General features: G+C 63.6%; 16 protein-coding genes and 1 riboswitch. Of the genes, 8 read left to right on the top strand and 8 right to left on the bottom strand.

Annotation, left to right across the window (positions count from 1 at the left end):
• Positions 1-25: 25 nt before the first annotated feature.
• A complete protein-coding gene (gene ahcY / locus ACODSZ_RS04340; RefSeq protein ID WP_488927108.1) occupies positions 26-1,435 on the bottom strand; it encodes an adenosylhomocysteinase in 1,410 nt (469 codons plus the stop codon).
• A gap of 49 nt (positions 1,436-1,484) precedes the next feature.
• Positions 1,485-1,574, bottom strand: a riboswitch (S-adenosyl-L-homocysteine riboswitch).
• Positions 1,575-1,772: 198 nt separating this feature from the next.
• Entirely contained in the window at positions 1,773-2,936 is a 1,164-nt protein-coding gene (gene metK / locus ACODSZ_RS04345; RefSeq protein ID WP_008332820.1) for a methionine adenosyltransferase, read from the bottom strand.
• A 189-nt stretch (positions 2,937-3,125) separates the two neighbouring features.
• Between metK and ACODSZ_RS04350 the strand changes: the two genes are divergently transcribed.
• Genes ACODSZ_RS04350 through dapF form a run of 3 tightly spaced genes read left to right on the top strand, consistent with a single transcriptional unit; the run spans position 3,126 to position 5,770 of the window.
• Positions 3,126-3,971 carry a lysophospholipid acyltransferase family protein gene (locus ACODSZ_RS04350; RefSeq protein ID WP_488927109.1) on the top strand — a complete coding sequence of 282 codons (846 nt, stop codon included), beginning with the start codon at positions 3,126-3,128 and terminating at the stop codon, positions 3,969-3,971.
• Entirely contained in the window at positions 3,968-4,852 is an 885-nt protein-coding gene (locus ACODSZ_RS04355; RefSeq protein ID WP_008332822.1) for an LpxL/LpxP family acyltransferase, read from the top strand. Before ACODSZ_RS04350 ends, ACODSZ_RS04355 begins: the two co-directional genes overlap by 4 nt.
• Before the next feature lie 54 nt (positions 4,853-4,906).
• Positions 4,907-5,770 (top strand): diaminopimelate epimerase, encoded by an 864-nt coding sequence (gene dapF, locus ACODSZ_RS04360; protein ID WP_008332823.1) that lies wholly within the window; start codon positions 4,907-4,909, stop codon positions 5,768-5,770.
• A gap of 84 nt (positions 5,771-5,854) precedes the next feature.
• On the opposite strand, the gene ACODSZ_RS04365 is transcribed toward dapF, so the two are convergent.
• The gene (locus ACODSZ_RS04365) at positions 5,855-7,435 is read right to left on the bottom strand and encodes a tetratricopeptide repeat protein (RefSeq protein WP_488927110.1); all 1,581 of its coding nucleotides are present in this window, start codon (positions 7,433-7,435) and stop codon (positions 5,855-5,857) included.
• Between the two features lie 367 nt (positions 7,436-7,802).
• Here ACODSZ_RS04365 and ACODSZ_RS04370 point away from each other — a divergent pair, with 367 nt between their 5' ends.
• From ACODSZ_RS04370 to ACODSZ_RS04385, 4 genes are all read left to right on the top strand, one after another.
• Positions 7,803-8,963 (top strand): porin, encoded by a 1,161-nt coding sequence (locus ACODSZ_RS04370; RefSeq protein ID WP_175344844.1) that lies wholly within the window; start codon positions 7,803-7,805, stop codon positions 8,961-8,963.
• Between the two features lie 251 nt (positions 8,964-9,214).
• Positions 9,215-9,883 (top strand): DUF484 family protein, encoded by a 669-nt coding sequence (locus ACODSZ_RS04375; RefSeq protein ID WP_008332829.1) that lies wholly within the window; start codon positions 9,215-9,217, stop codon positions 9,881-9,883.
• 27 nt (positions 9,884-9,910) lie between these two features.
• On the top strand, positions 9,911-10,906 hold the full coding sequence (locus ACODSZ_RS04380; protein WP_488927111.1) for a tyrosine recombinase XerC: 996 nt from the start codon (positions 9,911-9,913) through the stop codon (positions 10,904-10,906).
• Positions 10,907-11,025: 119 nt separating this feature from the next.
• Positions 11,026-11,598, top strand: coding sequence for a Fur family transcriptional regulator (locus tag ACODSZ_RS04385; protein ID WP_241821255.1), 573 nt, complete (start codon positions 11,026-11,028; stop codon positions 11,596-11,598).
• Between the two features lie 21 nt (positions 11,599-11,619).
• On the opposite strand, the gene ACODSZ_RS04390 is transcribed toward ACODSZ_RS04385, so the two are convergent.
• Complete coding sequence (locus ACODSZ_RS04390; protein ID WP_008332836.1) at positions 11,620-12,357, bottom strand: HAD-IA family hydrolase; 738 nt, start codon at positions 12,355-12,357, stop codon at positions 11,620-11,622.
• A 95-nt stretch (positions 12,358-12,452) separates the two neighbouring features.
• Here ACODSZ_RS04390 and ACODSZ_RS04395 point away from each other — a divergent pair, with 95 nt between their 5' ends.
• Complete coding sequence (locus tag ACODSZ_RS04395; protein ID WP_488927112.1) at positions 12,453-13,355, top strand: TraB/GumN family protein; 903 nt, start codon at positions 12,453-12,455, stop codon at positions 13,353-13,355.
• A gap of 91 nt (positions 13,356-13,446) precedes the next feature.
• Here ACODSZ_RS04395 and argB read toward each other — a convergent pair whose 3' ends face one another.
• The 4 genes from argB to ACODSZ_RS04415 form a co-directional block, all read right to left on the bottom strand.
• Positions 13,447-14,340, bottom strand: coding sequence for an acetylglutamate kinase (gene argB / locus ACODSZ_RS04400; RefSeq protein WP_008332843.1), 894 nt, complete (start codon positions 14,338-14,340; stop codon positions 13,447-13,449).
• 138 nt (positions 14,341-14,478) lie between these two features.
• Positions 14,479-15,336 (bottom strand): hypothetical protein, encoded by an 858-nt coding sequence (locus ACODSZ_RS04405; protein ID WP_488927113.1) that lies wholly within the window; start codon positions 15,334-15,336, stop codon positions 14,479-14,481.
• 54 nt (positions 15,337-15,390) lie between these two features.
• Positions 15,391-16,194 (bottom strand): type III pantothenate kinase, encoded by an 804-nt coding sequence (locus ACODSZ_RS04410; RefSeq protein ID WP_175344849.1) that lies wholly within the window; start codon positions 16,192-16,194, stop codon positions 15,391-15,393.
• Positions 16,191-17,033, bottom strand: a complete 843-nt coding sequence (locus tag ACODSZ_RS04415; RefSeq protein ID WP_488927114.1) for a biotin--[acetyl-CoA-carboxylase] ligase — start codon at positions 17,031-17,033, stop codon at positions 16,191-16,193. Before ACODSZ_RS04415 ends, ACODSZ_RS04410 begins: the two co-directional genes overlap by 4 nt.
• Between the last annotated feature and the right edge of the window lie 65 nt (positions 17,034-17,098).

Raw genomic sequence — 17,098 nt, forward strand, 5'->3', positions numbered from 1 at the left:
GCGATGGAGCCAGCCCGGGCAGGGATCAGTAGCGGTAGTGCTCGGGCTTGTAGGGGCCGTCGACCTTCACGCCGATGTAGGCAGCCTGTTCGGCAGTGAGCTCGCTCAGTTGCGCATTGAGCTTCTTCAACTGCAGGCGGGCGACCTTCTCGTCCAGATGCTTGGGCAGCGTGTAGACGCCGACCGGGTAGTCCTTGGTGTTGACGAACAGTTCGATCTGGGCAATGGTCTGGTTGGCGAAGGACGAGCTCATCACGTAGGACGGGTGACCGGTGGCGCAACCCAGGTTGACCAGGCGGCCTTCGGCCAGCAGGATGAGGCGCTTGCCGTCCGGGAAGATCACGTGGTCGACCTGCGGCTTGATGTTTTCCCAGGTGTACTGCTTCAGGGCGGCGACCTCGATTTCATTGTCGAAGTGGCCGATGTTGCAGACGATGGCCTGGTCCTTCATCTTCTTCATGTGCTCATGGGTGATCACATGGTAGTTGCCGGTGGCGGTCACGAAGATGTCGCCGTGTTCGGCGGCGTAGTCCATGGTGACCACGCGGTAGCCTTCCATGGCGGCCTGCAGGGCGCAGATCGGGTCGATCTCGGTGACCCACACCTGGGCCGACAGGGCACGCAGCGCCTGGGCCGAGCCCTTGCCGACGTCACCGTAACCGGCCACGATGGCGACCTTGCCGGCGATCATCACGTCGGTGGCACGCTTGATGCCGTCCACCAGCGATTCGCGGCAACCGTAGAGGTTGTCGAACTTGGACTTGGTGACCGAGTCGTTGACGTTGATGGCCGGGAAGGCCAGCTTGCCTTCCTTGAACATCTGATACAGACGGTGCACGCCGGTGGTGGTCTCTTCGGTGACGCCCTTGATTTCCTTGATGCGCTTGGAATACCACTGCGGGTCCTTGGCCAGGTAACGCTTGATGGCGTTGAACAGGCACACGGCTTCTTCCGAATCCGGCTTGTCCAGCACCGAGATGTCGGCTTCGGCACGGGTGCCCAGGTGCAGCAGCACGGTGGCGTCGCCGCCGTCGTCGAGGATCATGTTGGAATAGCCACCGTCGGCCCATTCGAAGATGCGGTGGGTGTATTCCCAGTATTCATCCAGGGTTTCGCCCTTGACGGCGAACACCGGGGTGCCGTTGGCGGCGATGGCGGCGGCAGCGTGATCCTGGGTAGAGTAGATGTTGCAGGAAGCCCAACGCACCTTGGCGCCCAGTGCCTCCAGGGTCTGGATCAGCACGGCGGTCTGGATGGTCATGTGCAGCGAACCGGTGATGCGTGCGCCCTTCAGGGGCTGGGATGCGGCGAATTCCTCGCGGATTGCCATCAGGCCCGGCATTTCGGTTTCGGCGATCTTGATTTCCTTGTGACCCCAGTCGGCCAGCTTGATGTCGGCGACGATGTAGTCTTGCTGATTGGTTTGAGTAGTCATGGCAATGGCGCTGTTCACGCCCTCCTTTCATGAAAAAGCCAGAAAAAAAGTAACGTGAGCGCGGTTGCCAGGCGACATGCGCCTGTTCATCGCTTCAAGCCTGGCAGGGGATGTCCCTGTCGCAACGCTCCTTGCAGCGGTGAGGCATTGTGAGATTTGACTTTCCAGACGCAATGCCGACATCGGAAAAATGGCGCGAATCTTCATTCGCGAGGAACAGCATTGTAGCGCGGGGCCGCCGTTAGTCAATCCTTGGAACAGGCGGGTGAATTGATCTTCACCCGCCCGTTTTCCGGCTTCATTCGCGCCTCACCCGGCCCGCGCCGGGTAGGCTTTCTTACAGACCAGCCGAAGCGCGCAGGGCAGCCACCTTGTCGGTGCGCTCCCAGGTGAATTCCGGCTCTTCACGGCCGAAGTGGCCGTAGGCGGCAGTCTTGGCGTAGATCGGACGCAGCAGGTCCAGCATCTGCACGATGCCCTTGGGGCGCAGGTCGAAGTGTTCCTGCACCAGTTGCGCCAGCTTTTCATCGCTGATCTTGCCGGTACCGAAGGTGGTCACCATCACCGAGGTCGGTTTGGCGATGCCGATGGCATAGGACACCTGGATCTGGCAACGCTCGGCCAGGCCGGCGGCGACGATGTTCTTGGCCACGTAGCGGCCGGCGTAGGCGGCCGAACGGTCGACCTTGGACGGGTCCTTGCCGGAGAAGGCGCCACCACCATGGGGTGCGGCACCGCCGTAGGTATCGACGATGATCTTGCGGCCGGTCAGGCCGCAGTCGCCTTGCGGGCCACCGATGACGAAGCGGCCGGTCGGGTTGATCAGGTAGCGGGTGTTCTTGAGCCACTCGGCCGGGAGTACCGGCTTGATGATTTCCTCGATGGCGGCTTCGTGAATGTCCTTCTGCTCCATCTCGGGCGCATGCTGGGTCGACAGCACGACGGTGTCGATGGCCACCGGCTTGCCATCCACGTACTTCAGCGTGACCTGCGACTTGGCGTCCGGACGCAGCCAGGGCAGGCGGCCATCCTTGCGCAGCTGCGACTGGCGCTCGACGATGCGGTGCGCATAATAGATCGCCGCCGGCATCAGTTCCGGGGTTTCGTTGCAGGCGTAGCCGAACATCAGGCCCTGGTCGCCGGCACCTTGCTCCAGGTCAACGCCGCGACCTTCGTCGACGCCCTGGGCGATGTCGGGGGATTGCTTGTCGTAGGCGACCAGCACGGCGCAGCTCTTGTAGTCAATGCCAAAGTCGGCGTTGTCGTAGCCGATGCGCTTGATGGTTTCGCGGGCCACATCGATGTAGTCGACGTTGGCGCGCGTAGTGATTTCACCGGCCAGCACCACCAGACCAGTGTTGCACAGGGTCTCGGCGGCAACGCGGGAATATGGGTCCTGGGTGAAGATCGCGTCCAGGATGGCATCCGAGATCTGGTCGGCGACCTTGTCGGGATGGCCTTCGGAAACGGATTCGGAAGTGAAGAGATATTCTGTGGTCATGCAAGCCTCTGACTGAAAACGATTTACCAATGTCGCGGCCCATCGTTAGTCGTGCCTGCGACGCTTTAGCGAAATTTGTACCCCGTCTCGCAAGTTGTCATTAACTCGACGGCATGTGCTATTTTACGCCTCTTGCATTTTTCTGCAATTTGACGGCGGAGCAACTCCGCCTTTCTGTTATCGGCAAGTATGCTCGTTTCTTTATTCCGCCTGCTCTCTTTCCTGCCGTTACCGGCCTTGCATGCCCTCGGCGTGGGGGTGGGATGGCTGGTGTTCCTGCTCTCGCCGTCCTATCGCCGCCGCCTGACCGACAACATCACCCTGGCAGGTCATCGCGGCAGTCTATGGAAATCCGTCGGCGAAGCCGGCAAGGGCATGTTCGAGCTGCCCTTCATCTGGTGCGCGAGCCCCAAGCGGGTACTGCGTACGGCGCGCATCGTCAACTGGGAGCTGGTCCAGCAAGCGCTGGATGCCAAGGCCGGCGTCGTCTTCCTGACCCCGCACCTGGGCTGTTTCGAGATTTCGGCGCAGTCGGTAGCGCGCCATGACAGCCTGAGCGTACTGTACCGCCCGCCGCGCAAGGCCGCGCTCAAGCCGCTCATCGAAGGTGCCCGTGCCCGCGCCAACCTGCATCTGGCGCCGGCCAACCTGTCCGGCGTGCGTATCCTGCTCAAGGCCTTGAAGAATGGTCAGGCCATCGGCCTGCTGCCGGACCAGGTGCCGCAGAACGGCGAAGGCGTGTGGGCCGACTTCTTCGGCAAGCCGGCCTACACCATGACCCTGCCGGCCAAGCTGCAACAGATGAGCGGTGCCCCCATCATCCTGGCCTATGCCGACCGTTTGTCCTGGGGACGGGGTTATGCCATCCACTTCGTGCCCTTCGAGGGTGAACTGGGCCAGACGCCCGAACAGCAAGCCCGCGCCATCAACGCGGCCATGGAAAAGCTGATCGCCCGCTGCCCGGCGCAATACATCTGGAGCTACAACCGCTACAAGACGCCCCCTGGCGTCAACCCGCCGGGAGCTGCGCAATGAGGCTCCTGATCGGGCTGATGTGGCTGCTGCACTGGTTGCCGCTGCCCATCCTCGGGCGGCTGGGCGAGGCGCTGGGCTGGCTGCTCTATCTCTATATGCGACCGCGCCGCCGTATCACGCTCATCAATCTGCGCCTGTGCTTCCCCGAGAAGACCGAGCAGGAGCGTCGCCTGATCGCCCGCCGCCACTTCCAGGCCTACGCCCGCAGCGCCCTGGAACGCGGCATCCTGTGGTGGGCGCCAGAGTCTCGCTTGAAGCGCCTCATCCAGGTCGAGCCCGGCATTCCTTTCGAGACGCTGAACAAGGGTCCCACCATCCTGCTGTGTCCGCACTTCGTCTGCCTGGAAATTCCCGGTATCGCGCTGGTGCTCAATTCGGATTATTCGGTCTGCACCATCTACGCCCGCCAGCAGAACGAGGTGGTGGATCAGGCCCTGTTAAAGGGCCGCTCGCGCTTTCGACCAGTCACGCTGCTGGCGCGCGAGAAGGGGGTCAAGCCCATCATTAGGGCCATGCGCGAAGGGCTGCCCTTCATCATGCTGCCCGACATGGATTTCGGCACCCGTGATGCCGAATTCGTCCCCTTCTTCGGTGTGCCCGCCGCCACCCTGACGGCCACTGCCCGCATCGCCGCAGCCACCGGGGCCTCGGTGGTACCGGTGATCACGACTTTCCTGCCCGGCTATCGCGGCTGGAAGACCACCTTCCATCCGGCCTGGGAAAACTATCCGGGCGACGATATCGTGGCCGCCACGCGGCGCATGAATGCCTTCATCGAAGAACGCGTATTGGAAGCCCCGGCTGAATATTTCTGGGCGCACAAGCGTTTCAAGAACCGCCCGCCGGGTGAACCAGACCTCTACCGCAAGGGCCAGCACTGACACCGGCCATCCTGCAGCCCTTTGAAAAGGGCTGCACGTACTTATAATGATGTGATGAAAATCAAATTTACCAAGATGCACGGTGCCGGCAACGATTTCGTCGTGCTTGATGCCGTGAACCAGGCCATTTCGCTCACGCCCGCCCAGTGGCAGTTCATCGCCGATCGTCGCTTCGGCATCGGTGCCGACCAGATGCTGGTGGTGGAAAAGGCGCAAGGCGCCGGTGTGGATTTCCGTTATCGTATCTACAACGCTGATGGCGGCGAGGTCGAGCAATGCGGCAATGGTGCGCGGGCTTTCGTGCGCTTCGTCACCGAAAAGGGGCTCACCGACAAGCGCGCCATCCGCGTGGAAACCATGTCCGGCGTGATTGAGCCGCGCCTGGAAGAAGATGGCCAGATTACCGTGGACATGGGCGCCCCCATCCTCACGCCCGCTGACGTGCCCTTCGACAGCCGCAACCTGCAGTACCGGACTGAAGCCGACGATACGCTGTGGCCACTGGAAGTGGCCGGCAAGACGACGTGGATCTCGGTGGTATCGATGGGCAATCCGCACGCCGTGCAAGTGGTGGAAGACAGCGAAGCCGCCCCGGTGCTGGTGGACGGCCCGCTGATCGAACACCATGAACGCTTCCCCAAGCGCGTCAATGCCGGATTCATGCAGGTCGTGGACCGCCACCACATCAACCTGCGCGTCTACGAACGCGGCGCGGGCGAAACCCTGGCGTGCGGCACCGGTGCCTGTGCGGCGGTGGTGGCGGGTGTGCGCCGTGGCCTGCTGGATTCGCCGGTGGCGGTCCAGACGCATGGCGGCGTGCTCAACATCGCCTGGGCCGGCCCGGGCGAACCGGTGATGATGACCGGGCCGGCGGTGACCGTCTTTGAAGGCGAGATCGAACTGCCCGATTCGCTCTGATCCTGCAGCGACCGCAGGGTGCGGCCATGAGAAAACGGCTTGCCGAGCGGCAAGCCGTTTTTCGTTGACCGGGCAGCATCGGATTCAGGCAGCCAGATCCTGCGCCTCGGTTTCCTCGTCTTCCTGCGACTGAGGCAAAAGGGTCTTGAGGCGATACAGCCGCTGGCGGTAGTTGCCTTCAGGGCCGCTAGGCCCGCAGTCCATGTCTTCGAAGAGTCGTCCGATACGGTTGAGCGCACCGCGCTGCTCGCCGGTCTCCACCATGATGAGCCGCCGCTTGCTGCGTGCGTACTGGCTGCGGATGTCGATCATCAGACAGTGGCCGCAATCGGCCTGTTTCAGGTCGACCAGCAGAGCTTCCGGGCGGGTCAGGCCGAACAGCATGGCCAACTCGATGCGCGCGGCCAGGAAAGGATGGGCGTTGACCTGCTCGCGGCTCATCTGCGCGCGCGCCTGTACGGCCCAGGCGGCGGCCTGCGGGCGATCAGCCACCTTGTCCAGCAGGGCCTGGGCTTCTTGCGCGCCTTGGGTGGCGGCCTTTTGCAGCCAGTACAGGGCGCGTACATCGTTGGCAGGATCATCGCGCCGGTTGCGCCAGGCGCCCACGCCACATTCCAGCTGGGCGTCCACATGGCCCATCTCGGCGGCGCGCTCCAGGTAATGCTGCACGTCGGCAAGATTGCGCTGCGAAAATTCGGGCTTCAGATAAATACGCGAGAGCACATACCATGCCGCAGCCATCCCCTGCTCCCCGGCCAGGGTCAGCCAGCGGATCGCCTTCTTGTAATTGGCCGAACCCTGCCCGGCGAAACGCCGCGCGCCGGATTCGTCGACCCGGCCATACAGCAGGCCCAGGGCCAGCTGCGCATCGCGATCACAGGCCAGCGCAGCCAGTTCCAGCAATTGCTGCGCCCGCGGCAGGTCGGGACGCTTGTCCTCCAGATGAACCTGCGCCAGGCGACGCAGCAGAAGGATGTTCTGCTGGCCCAAGGCAGCGGCCAGCGCCTCGGACGGTGCATTGAGCTGGGCCATGCCGGATTCGTGTTGACGCAACAAGGCATCGGCCAGCGGTTGGGCGCGCTGCTGGAAGGCGGCCGCGTCAGACTGACGCCAGGCACTGTCAGCCAGCGCATGCTGGGCCTGCTCGATGCCGGCATCGGCGGCCTTTTGCGTCCACTGCTGCAATTGTTCAGGTTTGAGCGCGACGGCTGCCGCCTCCGGGGCCGGCATGCGCTCGCCCTGGCGCGCCAGCAGCCACTGGGCATCGGCATTGCCCTCGCCGGCCACCACTTCCAGCGCACGCAGGGCATGCGCCTTCTGTTCGGCGCTGGCAGCGGCCGTGCCGGACGGATGCTCCAGCACCAGTCGGGCCAGCACCAGGCCGGCCCGGGTGAAACCATCGTCGAACGCACGTTCATACCACTGTGCCGCTTCGTGCGGCCGGGCAAGCTGGAGCACCACTTCATACGGAATATGTTGGGCTATGAGCATCCAGGCATCGGCCTGCCCCTGCCGTGCGGCCCGCTCCAGCCAGTGGTACGCAGTCCCGGGACTTTGCGGCAAACCATTGCCGCCAAACAGATAACGCTTGCCCAGGGTCAGTTGCGCCGCTGCCTCTCCGGCACGTGCTGCGCGGATGATTGCAAGGTCCTCGCGGTTGGCCATCCACCCTCCACATCAGGTCAGAAAGCCAAAATTATGACCCACAATCGACATTTTTTTAAAATTCCCTCGAAAAGTATCTAAATGAATCGTTTTAACAACAGATCGATTGACGAGACGGGACGGATCAAGTTCTCCCCTGCCATGCCGTTAATGAGTGACAAGGTGCAAGCCAAAATTTGCCTGTCCGGCATTGACGGGCAGGAAAGCGTTTGAAAAAAACAACACTCCTCCAGTGGATTGACGCTTTCAACCAAAATTCCGCCCTCCACGTGACCAATCTGCGGCCACGCCAAATGAGAACCCTTAATGTCTCACCATCCGACCAGAAGTACGGATCCTCAAGACTATTTTTATAGAAGGATGTCAAATGAAAAAATCTCTGCTGGCACTGGCCGTCCTCGGCGCGTTCGCAGGTGCTGCTCAAGCACAAAGCTCCGTTACTATCTACGGTATCGTTGATACCGGTCTCGCTTACACCAGCAAGGCTGTCAACACTGCCGGCACCGGCAGCACCGGCAGCAAGTTCGGCGTGAACTCCGGCGTCATCCAAGGTTCGCGTATCGGCTTCAAGGGCGTGGAAGATCTGGGCGGCGGTCTGTCGGCCCTGTTCCAACTGGAAACCGGCTTCAACAATGACAACGGCGCTCTGAACGGTCAAGATGGCACCACCGGTACCACCAACCTGTTCCGCCGCAAGTCGATCGTCGGTCTGTCGGGTGGCTTCGGCTCCGTGACCCTGGGCCGTCAAACCGACTTCGCTGACACCATCTCCGCTTACACCTCCGTGAACGACTTCGGTAGCGTGGTTGGCGCCGTCGGCCACAACCTGGATCGCCTGGAAGGCACCCGTACCAACAACTCGATTGCCTACACCACCGCCAACCTGAGCGGCTTCACCGGCAACCTGATCTACGGCTTCGGCGAAACCGCTGGCAAGACCACCGCTGGTCAGTCCTTCGGCATCGGCGGCAAGTACGACAATGGTCCCCTGGGTCTGGGCATCAACTACTACCAGTCCAAGCAAGGTGCAACTCCTTCGGATACCTCCCTGCTGTCGACCGCTAGCGCCACTCAAGCTGGCAACAGCGCCCTGAAGGCCCTGAACGTCGTGGCTTCCTACCAGTTCGGCCCGGCCCGCGTGTACGGTAACTACTCGCGCGTCAAGCAAGACCTGAACACCACTTCGCCGACCGCTCTGGCTTCGAAGACCCTGGGCGTGGCCAGCAAGGCCGATATCTATGAACTGGGTACCGCCTACTCCCTGAGCCCGTCGCTGAAGCTGCTGGGCGCAGTGACCCACACCCGTGCTGACTTCAACTCGTCCTCCAAGGGCAAGCTGACCCAAGTTAGCCTGGGCGCTGACTACTGGCTGTCCAAGCGTACCGACCTGTACGCATTCGTCGCCAACATCCACGCCAAGGACATGGCCAACACCGGCGTGTTCGGTGATGCAACTGGCACTGCCACCATCGGCAGCGCCGACAACAGCCAAACCGCTGTTGCCGTTGGTATCCGTCACAAGTTCTAATTCATGGAGCTGAGACCGGTGTGAATACATCGGTTTCAACCTGATCTGAACCTGAGTCGTACCGGAAGAGGCCTGCATGAGCAATCATGCAGGCCTCTTTCTTTTTGCTCCCATCCGGCACGATCGCCCCGTGCTTCTGCGGAGAACGGCGCCGATGATTGTCAGTGTGTCCGATAGCGAGGATAATCTCGCGATATTTCCGGCGCACCCTCCCCGCGCGCAGCCGGCACCCCAACACAGACCCCGCGAAGATGACCACCGAACTGGATTCCAGCCTGATTGCCGACTACCTGCTCGACCACCCGCACTTCTTCGAGGAGCATGCGGAACTGCTTTCGACGGTCAAGCTGACCAGCCCGGTCATGGGCCGTGCCGTCTCGCTACAGGAACGCCAGATGGAAATCCTGCGCGAAAAGATCCGGGTACAGGAACTGCGCATGGCCGACCTGATGCGCATCGCCCAGGAAAACGACGAGATCACCAGCAAGTTCCAGGCATGGAGCCGCGCACTGCTGTTGACGCGCGATGCCGCCGACCTGCCGCGCGTGCTGGTGGACCGGCTGCAGGAAATCTTCCACGTGCCGCAAGTGACGGTACGCCTGTGGAACCTGGGCCCCACCCACGCCGACAACTGGGCCACACAGGAAGTCTCGGAGGACGCGCGCATCTTCGCCAATGGCCTGGCTGCGCCCTTCTGCGGCCCCAACAAGGATTTCGAAGCCGCCACCTGGCTGGACGATGCGAGCTCCGTCAAATCGCTCGCCATGCTGCCCCTGCGCGTGGGCGCGGCCCCCGAAGCCTTCGGTCTGCTGGTCCTGGGCTCGCCCGATCCGAATCGCTTCACGGCCGACATGGGGACCGACTTCCTGACCCGCATCGGCGAAACCGGCAGCGCCGCCCTGGCCTGCCTGCTGCGCTGAGCGCTCTCACCCAGGGGGAGTCACGGCATGGATGGCGGCACTTCCCCGGCTTCTTCCCTGATCGCACAGTATCTTTCTTTCCTGCGCAGCCAGCGCAAGCTGTCGCCGCATACGCTGGATGGCTATGCGCGCGACCTGCAGGAGTTGCGCGCCCTGCTGGCGCCTGCGGATGCGCCTCCGGATGCCCCTGAACCTGCGCTGCAGCGCGTGACCCAGGTCCAGATCCGCAAATGCGCCGCGCGCCTGCATGCGCGCGGACTCAATGCGCGCTCCATCTCGCGCAAGCTGTCGGCATGGCGTGGCCTGTTCGCCTGGCTGGCGCTGGAACAGGCGATGCCGGCCAACCCGGTCGATGGCGTCAAGCCTCCCAAGAAAAGCAAACCCCTGCCCAAGGCCCTGCCGGCCGATGACGCCATCCGCCTGGTATCGCAGGCCGATCCGGCGCGCGATCCAGACTCCACCCTGGCCGCCTGCAACCGGGCCATGTTCGAGTTGCTCTATTCGAGCGGATTGCGTGTCTCGGAGCTGGTCGGCATCGATGTGGCCGACCTCCGCGAGGGCAGCTATGAATCCGCTGGCTGGATCGACCTGGACGAGGCCGAGGTCACGGTCACAGGCAAGGGCGGCAAGAAGCGCAAGGTCCCGGTGGGCCAGGCTGCCCTGCAGGCAATCCGCGACTGGCTGCCCTTGCGCGCCGCTCTGGTCAAGGCCGATGGCGGCACGGATGTGCATGCGTTATTTATCAATGAACGCGGCGCCCGCATGTCGCCCCGAGTCACGCAGCTGCGCCTGAAGGCCCATGGCAAAGGGGTGGACATGCCTGCCGACGTGCATCCGCACATGCTGCGCCACTCCTTCGCCTCGCACGTCCTGCAAAGTTCGGGCGACCTGCGGGCGGTGCAGGAAATGCTGGGCCACGCCTCCATCACCGCGACCCAGGTCTATACCGCACTGGACTTCCAGCGCCTGGCCCAGGTCTATGACCAGGCCCATCCGCGTGCCCGCAAAGGCGGCGGGAAATAGCCACCGACCGATACCGAACGAGCGCCGGGCCGGCATCGGCTAGAATGGAGGCTTGCGCGTGTCGCGCGCCTCGTTTCTTTAGCTTCTTTCGCCAGTCCCCTGGCCCAGCCCAACCGCCCATGCCGACCATGAAAGCCAAAGCCGCCGTTTCCGCTCCCGCCAGCACCGCCGTCCAGGCCGCGACGGTGACTGCGCTCGCCGAGGCACAGTTGCGCGAGGCCGGGGTGCGCGTGACGCAAGCCCGCGTCAACGTGCTGGGCGCCCTGCTGGAAACCCGCAGCGCTGCCTCTCATCAAGATATCCAGGATCGCTTCGCCGACATGGACCGGGTCACGCTCTACCGTGCCCTCGATTGCCTGACCGAAGCCGGTCTGGCGCACAAGATCTCCAGCGACGACCGCATCTTCCGCTACAGCGCCGGCGCCGATCATCCTGAGCACGGCCTGCACGACCATCCGCAAGGCAAGCAGCACCAGCACGGCCATTTCAAATGCACCCGCTGCAATCGCGTGTTCTGCCTGGATGCCAGCGATGGCACCGACTTCCTGGCCACCGTCCTGCCCGACGCCGACCGCCACCGCTCCACCGCCGCGCAACTGCAATCGGCCTTGCGCAAGACCCTGGGCAAAGGCTTCCAGAGTCACGAAGTGGAACTGACCATCAAGGGTTGGTGCGCCGATTGCGCTGACTGACTTTTGACAAATCCCTTCACGTCAGCGAGCAGCCCCCAGCGCCGCCAGCCGTCGCGGCAACTGCCGCACTGAACGAACCTTCACATCGACAAAACCCGGCAAGCGACTCAGCGCGCGCTGCCCGCCCATGTGCCCCAGCAGGGCCTGACTGCCGCGCAGATACTGGGTCACCCACGCCGTGCGCACACCCAGCTCGCGGGCGCTCTTCAGGTTATCTACCGTATCTTCCACCAGGATGCAGCGATGCGGGGCCACCTTGTGGCGCGCCAGCAGCTTGCGCAGCATGATGCGCGAGGGCTTGGGCCGCAGCTGGCGATGCACGTGCATGGATTCGATGGAGATGTGATGCGAGAAATGCCGGTGCAGTCCCAAATGGCGCACCAGCTCCCGAGAATAACGGCGCGGTGCATTGGTCAGCAGGATCTTCTGCCCCGGCAACTGCGCGAGCCAGCGCCCGATGCCACGCTCGGCACGGACCATGCCGGGCAGGTCATCGAAGAGATGGGCTTCGTGCAGAAACTCATCCACGCCCAGGCCATGGTGGCGCACCAGACCCAGGAGGGTAGCGCCGTAGAGCTTCCAGTAATGCCGCCGCAGGTAATTGACCGCCGCCTCGTCGCTGGGCTGCCCATCGTTGTCCAGCACGCGCTTGATGATGCGGTTCATGTTGGTATTGATGGCGGGGAAGATCGCGTGCGAGGCGTTGTGCAGAGTGTTGTCGAGATCGAACAACCAGAGCGGTGTAGTATTGGACGCCATAAAAAGACCGGCGCGCCGCCATGACGGGGGCGCACCTTCAGCAAGCTAGGAAAGAAAGGCCAGCAGTGACCGGATTGATGCAACGCTTGATTATAGTGAGTTTGACCTGGCTGTCCTGCCTGAACTTGCTCTGCCCTGCCCGCGCGGCCACGCCTGCGGAGACCTCCCCACCCGCCCCGCCGCGCGGCGCGCTCTACCAGGTCTCGGATGGCCGCCACACGCTGCTGCTGTTTGGCACCATCCACGTCGGCGCCCCTGATTTCTACCCGCTCGAACCGACGCTGCAACAGGCTTTGACCACCACCCCCGTGCTGGCGCTGGAGCTGGACCCGCAGAACGCCGCTGCCATGCAGAGCGCGGTGCAGCGTCATGCGCTCTATCCCGCCGGACAGCACCTGCTGGATCAGCTCGACCCGGCGCTGCGTCAGCGCACCGAGACCACGCTGCAGCGTTTCGGTCTATCCCCCGAGAGCGTACAGCAGATGCGCCCATGGATGCTGGCCATGGCCCTGACGGTGCAGGAATATGTGCGCCATGGCTATCGTACCGACCTGGCTGTGGACAGCCACCTGGCCGCGACCGTGCGCGCCCATGGTGGCAAGATCGTGGAACTGGAAAGCGCCGAGCGCCAGATGAGTCTGTTGAGCCAGTTGACCCCGGCCCAGCAGGGGCAATTCCTGGCCGACACCCTGCAGGAACTGGACGATGCCGACCTCACCCGCAAGCTGGACCGCCTGGTCGGCGCCTGGCGTCGCGCCGACAGTGCCGGCTTTGCTGCCGCCTTGCAGGAGATGCAGCAGGATGACAGCTTCACCAGCCGCTTTGCGGTGGACACGCTGCTGCGCAAACGCAATCCGGGCCTGGCCGCAGGCATTACCGAACTGCTCAGTGAGCACGATCATGCGGTCGCGGCCATCGGTATCCTGCATCTGGTCGGACCTGACAGCGTGCCGGCCTTGCTCGCCAAGAAGGGATTGCAGGTAACACAACTCTATTAACTCTATTGAAAGCGCTGTGGATAAATAAAAAGGGATGAGCGCAAACTCATCCCTTTTTCGTCACCTCTGCGCTGCAGGGCGATCGATGCGATCAGTGCGAACGGATCATGGTCCCGAAAGCCTGTTCGGTCAGCACTTCCAGCAGCAGCGAGTGTTCGATGCGGCCGTCGATGATGTGCACCGTGTTCACGCCCGACTTGGCCGCATCCAGGGCCGAGGAAATCTTGGGCAGCATGCCGCCGGAGATGGTGCCGTCGGCAAACATCTCGTCGATCTCGCGCGCCGACAGGTCCGTCAGCAGGTTGCCGGCCTTGTCTTGCACGCCGGCGATGTTGGTCATCATGATCAGCTTTTCGGCATGCAGGATCTCGGCGATCTTGCCGGCCACCACATCGGCATTGATGTTGTAGGCCTGGCCATCGTCACCAAACCCGATGGGCGAGATGATGGGGATGAAGGCATCATCCTGCAGCGCCTTGACCACCGCCGGGTTGATGGCTTCGATCTCGCCCACGTAGCCGATGTCCAGGAAGGCACCGGGATGCTCCTTGTCCGGCATCTGCATCTTGCGCGCGCGGATCAGGCCGCCATCCTTGCCGGTCAGGCCCACCGCCTGGCCGCCGTAGTGATTGATCAGCATCACGATGTCCTGCTGCACTTCACCGCCCAGCACCCACTCCACCACTTCCATGGTTTCTTCATCGGTAATGCGCATGCCCTGCACGAAAGTACCCTGCTTGCCGATCTTCTTGAGCGCTGCATCGATCTGCGGGCCACCGCCGTGGACCACCACCGGGTTCATGCCCACCAGCTTCAACAGGATCACGTCGCGGGCGAAGCCGTGCTTCAGGCTTTCTTCCGTCATCGCATTGCCGCCGTACTTGACCACGATGGTCTTGCCGTGGAATTTGCGGATATACGGCAGCGCCTCGGCCAGGATTTCGGCTTTGATCTGGGGGGCTACGTGGGTGAGGTCGGTGGTCATGGCAATGTCCTGTCGATGCGATGAGGAAAAAGTGATGGGTGATGGGGTGATGCGGTTAGGGACGCGATTTTACATGGAAAGCCGCCCGGCTTCGCACTGCAACACGGGACGTGTGCGATCCAGACAACGCCGCCGCGCTCAGGCGCCGCAGGCGCGGATTTCCTGATCCGGGAAGGCGCTCTTGATATTGTCCAGCGCGGTGCGGGCTTCCGGGCTCAGATCACGCAGCTGGAACACCTGTTTGCCGGCCCCCGAACGACGCGCGATGATGCGCGCGCTGCGCACGCCGCGCGAGATCAGTTGGCCGACATACGCCTTGGCCGCCTCTTCGGTACGGAAGATGCCCAGCGAGACGCCGTTACGCAGCGCCGGATTGGGGAAGCTGTCCGGAATGACATAGAAATCGCCGATCCCCAGGCGCCGCAGCTCGGCAATACGCCGCTCGGCACCGTCGCGACCATCCTGAGGCGGGATGAAGACCATATGGCTGGTGACGTCCTGAGTCAGTTTCTGGACCACCTTGTCGCCCAGCTTGAGGCTGGCCAGTTGTTCCGAGAAGCGGCGGGCATCGGCGGCAGTGAAGTTGCCGACTTCGGTACAGGAAGGGGTGACCGCAGCAAGCTGCGGGGTCGCCGCTGTCGGTGCTGTCGGTGCTGTCGGTGCTGTCGGTGCTGTCGATGCTGTCGGTGCTGTCGGTGCCGTCGTTGCCCCCGTCGCGGCTGTCGCGGCCGGCGTCGGTGCATCGGGGGCCACAGGCGTGGCCGTCGCAGCGGCATCGGTACCGGCGGCGGGCGCCGGCGCAGCTTGCGCGCGCAGTTGCGAAGCCAGCTTCTCGCTATTGGCCGGCAGCAGGCTCAACAGCTCGGGCCGCAATTGTTGGGTCAGGCGCTGCGGTTCACGCCGTTCGGTCGCGCTGGCACCAAAATAACCGCGTGAGAGCCCGAACAGGACCACGTTACCCACCAGCAACAGCCAAAAAAGCAGTTTCAGCTTCATCCGCGCCCAGTCTTCCTTGCCCTGATTGATTTGTCTGCCTGCATGGACAGGCGTTCAGCGTCCATGGTTCATGGCCGTATAGAGGCCAATGAGCACCAGATTATCCACCTTTTCCAGCGGCGTATCGCCCAGCGCCAGGTAAGGCGCCAGCAGTATCCCCGCGCCACCGGCCAGCAGGCAGCGCAAGGCTGCGCCGGGATGCCGGCGGCGGCGCTCGGCCAGCGCGTGCTCGATGGCCCCTACCTGGGCTGCGATGCAGCCGGCGACGATGGCATCGACCGTATTGTCGGCAAACATCCGCTCGGGTGGCGCCGCGCCATCGATGCGGGGCAACTGGGCCGTATTGAGGGCCAGCGAGGTGGCCATGGTGCCAAAGCCCGGCAGGATCATGCCGCCTTCGAACACGCCCTCGGCGCTGATGACGTCGATGGTCGTGGCCGTACCGCATGTGGCTACCAGCAACTGCTCATCGGGAAACAGCGAGCGCGCACCGATGGCTGCGGCAAAGCGGTCACAGCCCAGCTGGCCGGGATGGCGGTAGCCATTGCGTATGCCGGCCCGCTCGGGCGTGGAGGCAAACCATTCGATGATCACACGCGGCCCGAAGACGGCGTACAAGATGACCTGCAGGCGATCCCGCAAGGCCGGTCCGGCAACATTGGAGACGGCGACCTGCAGGTCCGCATCGCTGGCAATCAGGCCGGTGAGCCCCGCCCAGTCCTGCGCCAGCGCCTCGACCCCGGCACGCTCCACCGCGCCTTGCTGCCGCCACGGCAAGGGCGGGGCGGCGCCACGGTCCGCATCGGCCACCAGCGCCCACTTGATGCGGGTATTGCCGGCATCGACCAGCAGCATCATGCGTCTTGCAGCCGCAACGAGACATCCCCGGCCAGGATCTCGACCTGTCCGCTCTCGGTCTCGATGAGGAAGCGGCCCATCATGTCCACGCCCATCGCGGTGCCTTCCTGCAGGACGCGGCCATTCTCGACGATCTTGACGGCCTGCCCGGCATAGGCGTGGAAGGCTTCCCAGCGCTTGACGAAGGCCCCGAAGCCGCGCGCCTCGAACTCCTCCAGAACGCCGGCGAGGGCGCTGGCGATGATGGCCAGCACGGTCTCGCGCGGCGGCTTCTTCAGTTCGGGCGCAGCCCCGACCGCGCGCTGCAGTTCATCTTCCAGGCCTGGTGGTACCGCCAGGTTCAGGCCGATGCCGATGACGGCCCAGGTGGCCTCGCCCTGGCGGCCGTCGGCGGCGGTCTCGATCAGGATACCGGCCAGCTTGGCGCCATCGCGCAGGACGTCATTGGGCCATTTCAACTGCGGGCGGATACCGAACACTTCCAGCGCCTCGGCCAGGGCCACACCGACGGCCAGCGGCAAGCCCAGCAGCGCGTGCGTGGGCCGCTGCAGGCGCCAGGCCAGTGAGAAGGTCAGCGAATCTTCCGCCGCGGCACGCCAGGGGCGTCCCGCGCGGCCACGACCGGCGCTCTGGCGATCGGCCACCAGCAGCAGCGGGCGCTGCAGGGTGGACAGGCGCTGCATCAGGTCGACATTGGTGGAGCCGGTCACGGCCACGGCTTCGACATCGATACGTTGCTGGCCCTGGGGGTCGGAACCGGCCAGGAGCATGCCGATGCGCTCTGGACGCACCAGCGGCGCCGAGTCAGGCTCGGCGGGCATGGGAAAAGTCAGTGTCATGCGCGCATTGTAACGGCAGAGCGGGCTGACGCGGGATGCCGGATGCCAGACAAAGGCAAAGGTAA

Source organism: Herbaspirillum sp. FG34 (assembly GCF_057809315.1).

Excerpts from the sequence above, each read along its gene's own strand:
- ACODSZ_RS04385 (WP_241821255.1), top strand. The coding sequence starts at position 11,026 with ATGCCGACCATGAAAGCCAAAGCCGCCGTTTCCGCTCCCGCCAGCACC.
- dapF (WP_008332823.1), top strand. The coding sequence starts at position 4,907 with ATGAAAATCAAATTTACCAAGATGCACGGTGCCGGCAACGATTTCGTC.
- ACODSZ_RS04370 (WP_175344844.1), top strand. The coding sequence starts at position 7,803 with ATGAAAAAATCTCTGCTGGCACTGGCCGTCCTCGGCGCGTTCGCAGGT.
- ACODSZ_RS04380 (WP_488927111.1), top strand. The coding sequence starts at position 9,911 with ATGGATGGCGGCACTTCCCCGGCTTCTTCCCTGATCGCACAGTATCTT.
- argB (WP_008332843.1), bottom strand. The coding sequence starts at position 14,340 with ATGACCACCGACCTCACCCACGTAGCCCCCCAGATCAAAGCCGAAATC.
- metK (WP_008332820.1), bottom strand. The coding sequence starts at position 2,936 with ATGACCACAGAATATCTCTTCACTTCCGAATCCGTTTCCGAAGGCCAT.
- ACODSZ_RS04355 (WP_008332822.1), top strand. The coding sequence starts at position 3,968 with ATGAGGCTCCTGATCGGGCTGATGTGGCTGCTGCACTGGTTGCCGCTG.
- ACODSZ_RS04415 (WP_488927114.1), bottom strand. The coding sequence starts at position 17,033 with ATGACACTGACTTTTCCCATGCCCGCCGAGCCTGACTCGGCGCCGCTG.
- ACODSZ_RS04405 (WP_488927113.1), bottom strand. The coding sequence starts at position 15,336 with ATGAAGCTGAAACTGCTTTTTTGGCTGTTGCTGGTGGGTAACGTGGTC.
- ACODSZ_RS04390 (WP_008332836.1), bottom strand. The coding sequence starts at position 12,357 with ATGGCGTCCAATACTACACCGCTCTGGTTGTTCGATCTCGACAACACT.
- ACODSZ_RS04365 (WP_488927110.1), bottom strand. The coding sequence starts at position 7,435 with ATGGCCAACCGCGAGGACCTTGCAATCATCCGCGCAGCACGTGCCGGA.
- ACODSZ_RS04375 (WP_008332829.1), top strand. The coding sequence starts at position 9,215 with ATGACCACCGAACTGGATTCCAGCCTGATTGCCGACTACCTGCTCGAC.
- ACODSZ_RS04350 (WP_488927109.1), top strand. The coding sequence starts at position 3,126 with ATGCTCGTTTCTTTATTCCGCCTGCTCTCTTTCCTGCCGTTACCGGCC.
- ACODSZ_RS04410 (WP_175344849.1), bottom strand. The coding sequence starts at position 16,194 with ATGATGCTGCTGGTCGATGCCGGCAATACCCGCATCAAGTGGGCGCTG.
- ahcY (WP_488927108.1), bottom strand. The coding sequence starts at position 1,435 with ATGACTACTCAAACCAATCAGCAAGACTACATCGTCGCCGACATCAAG.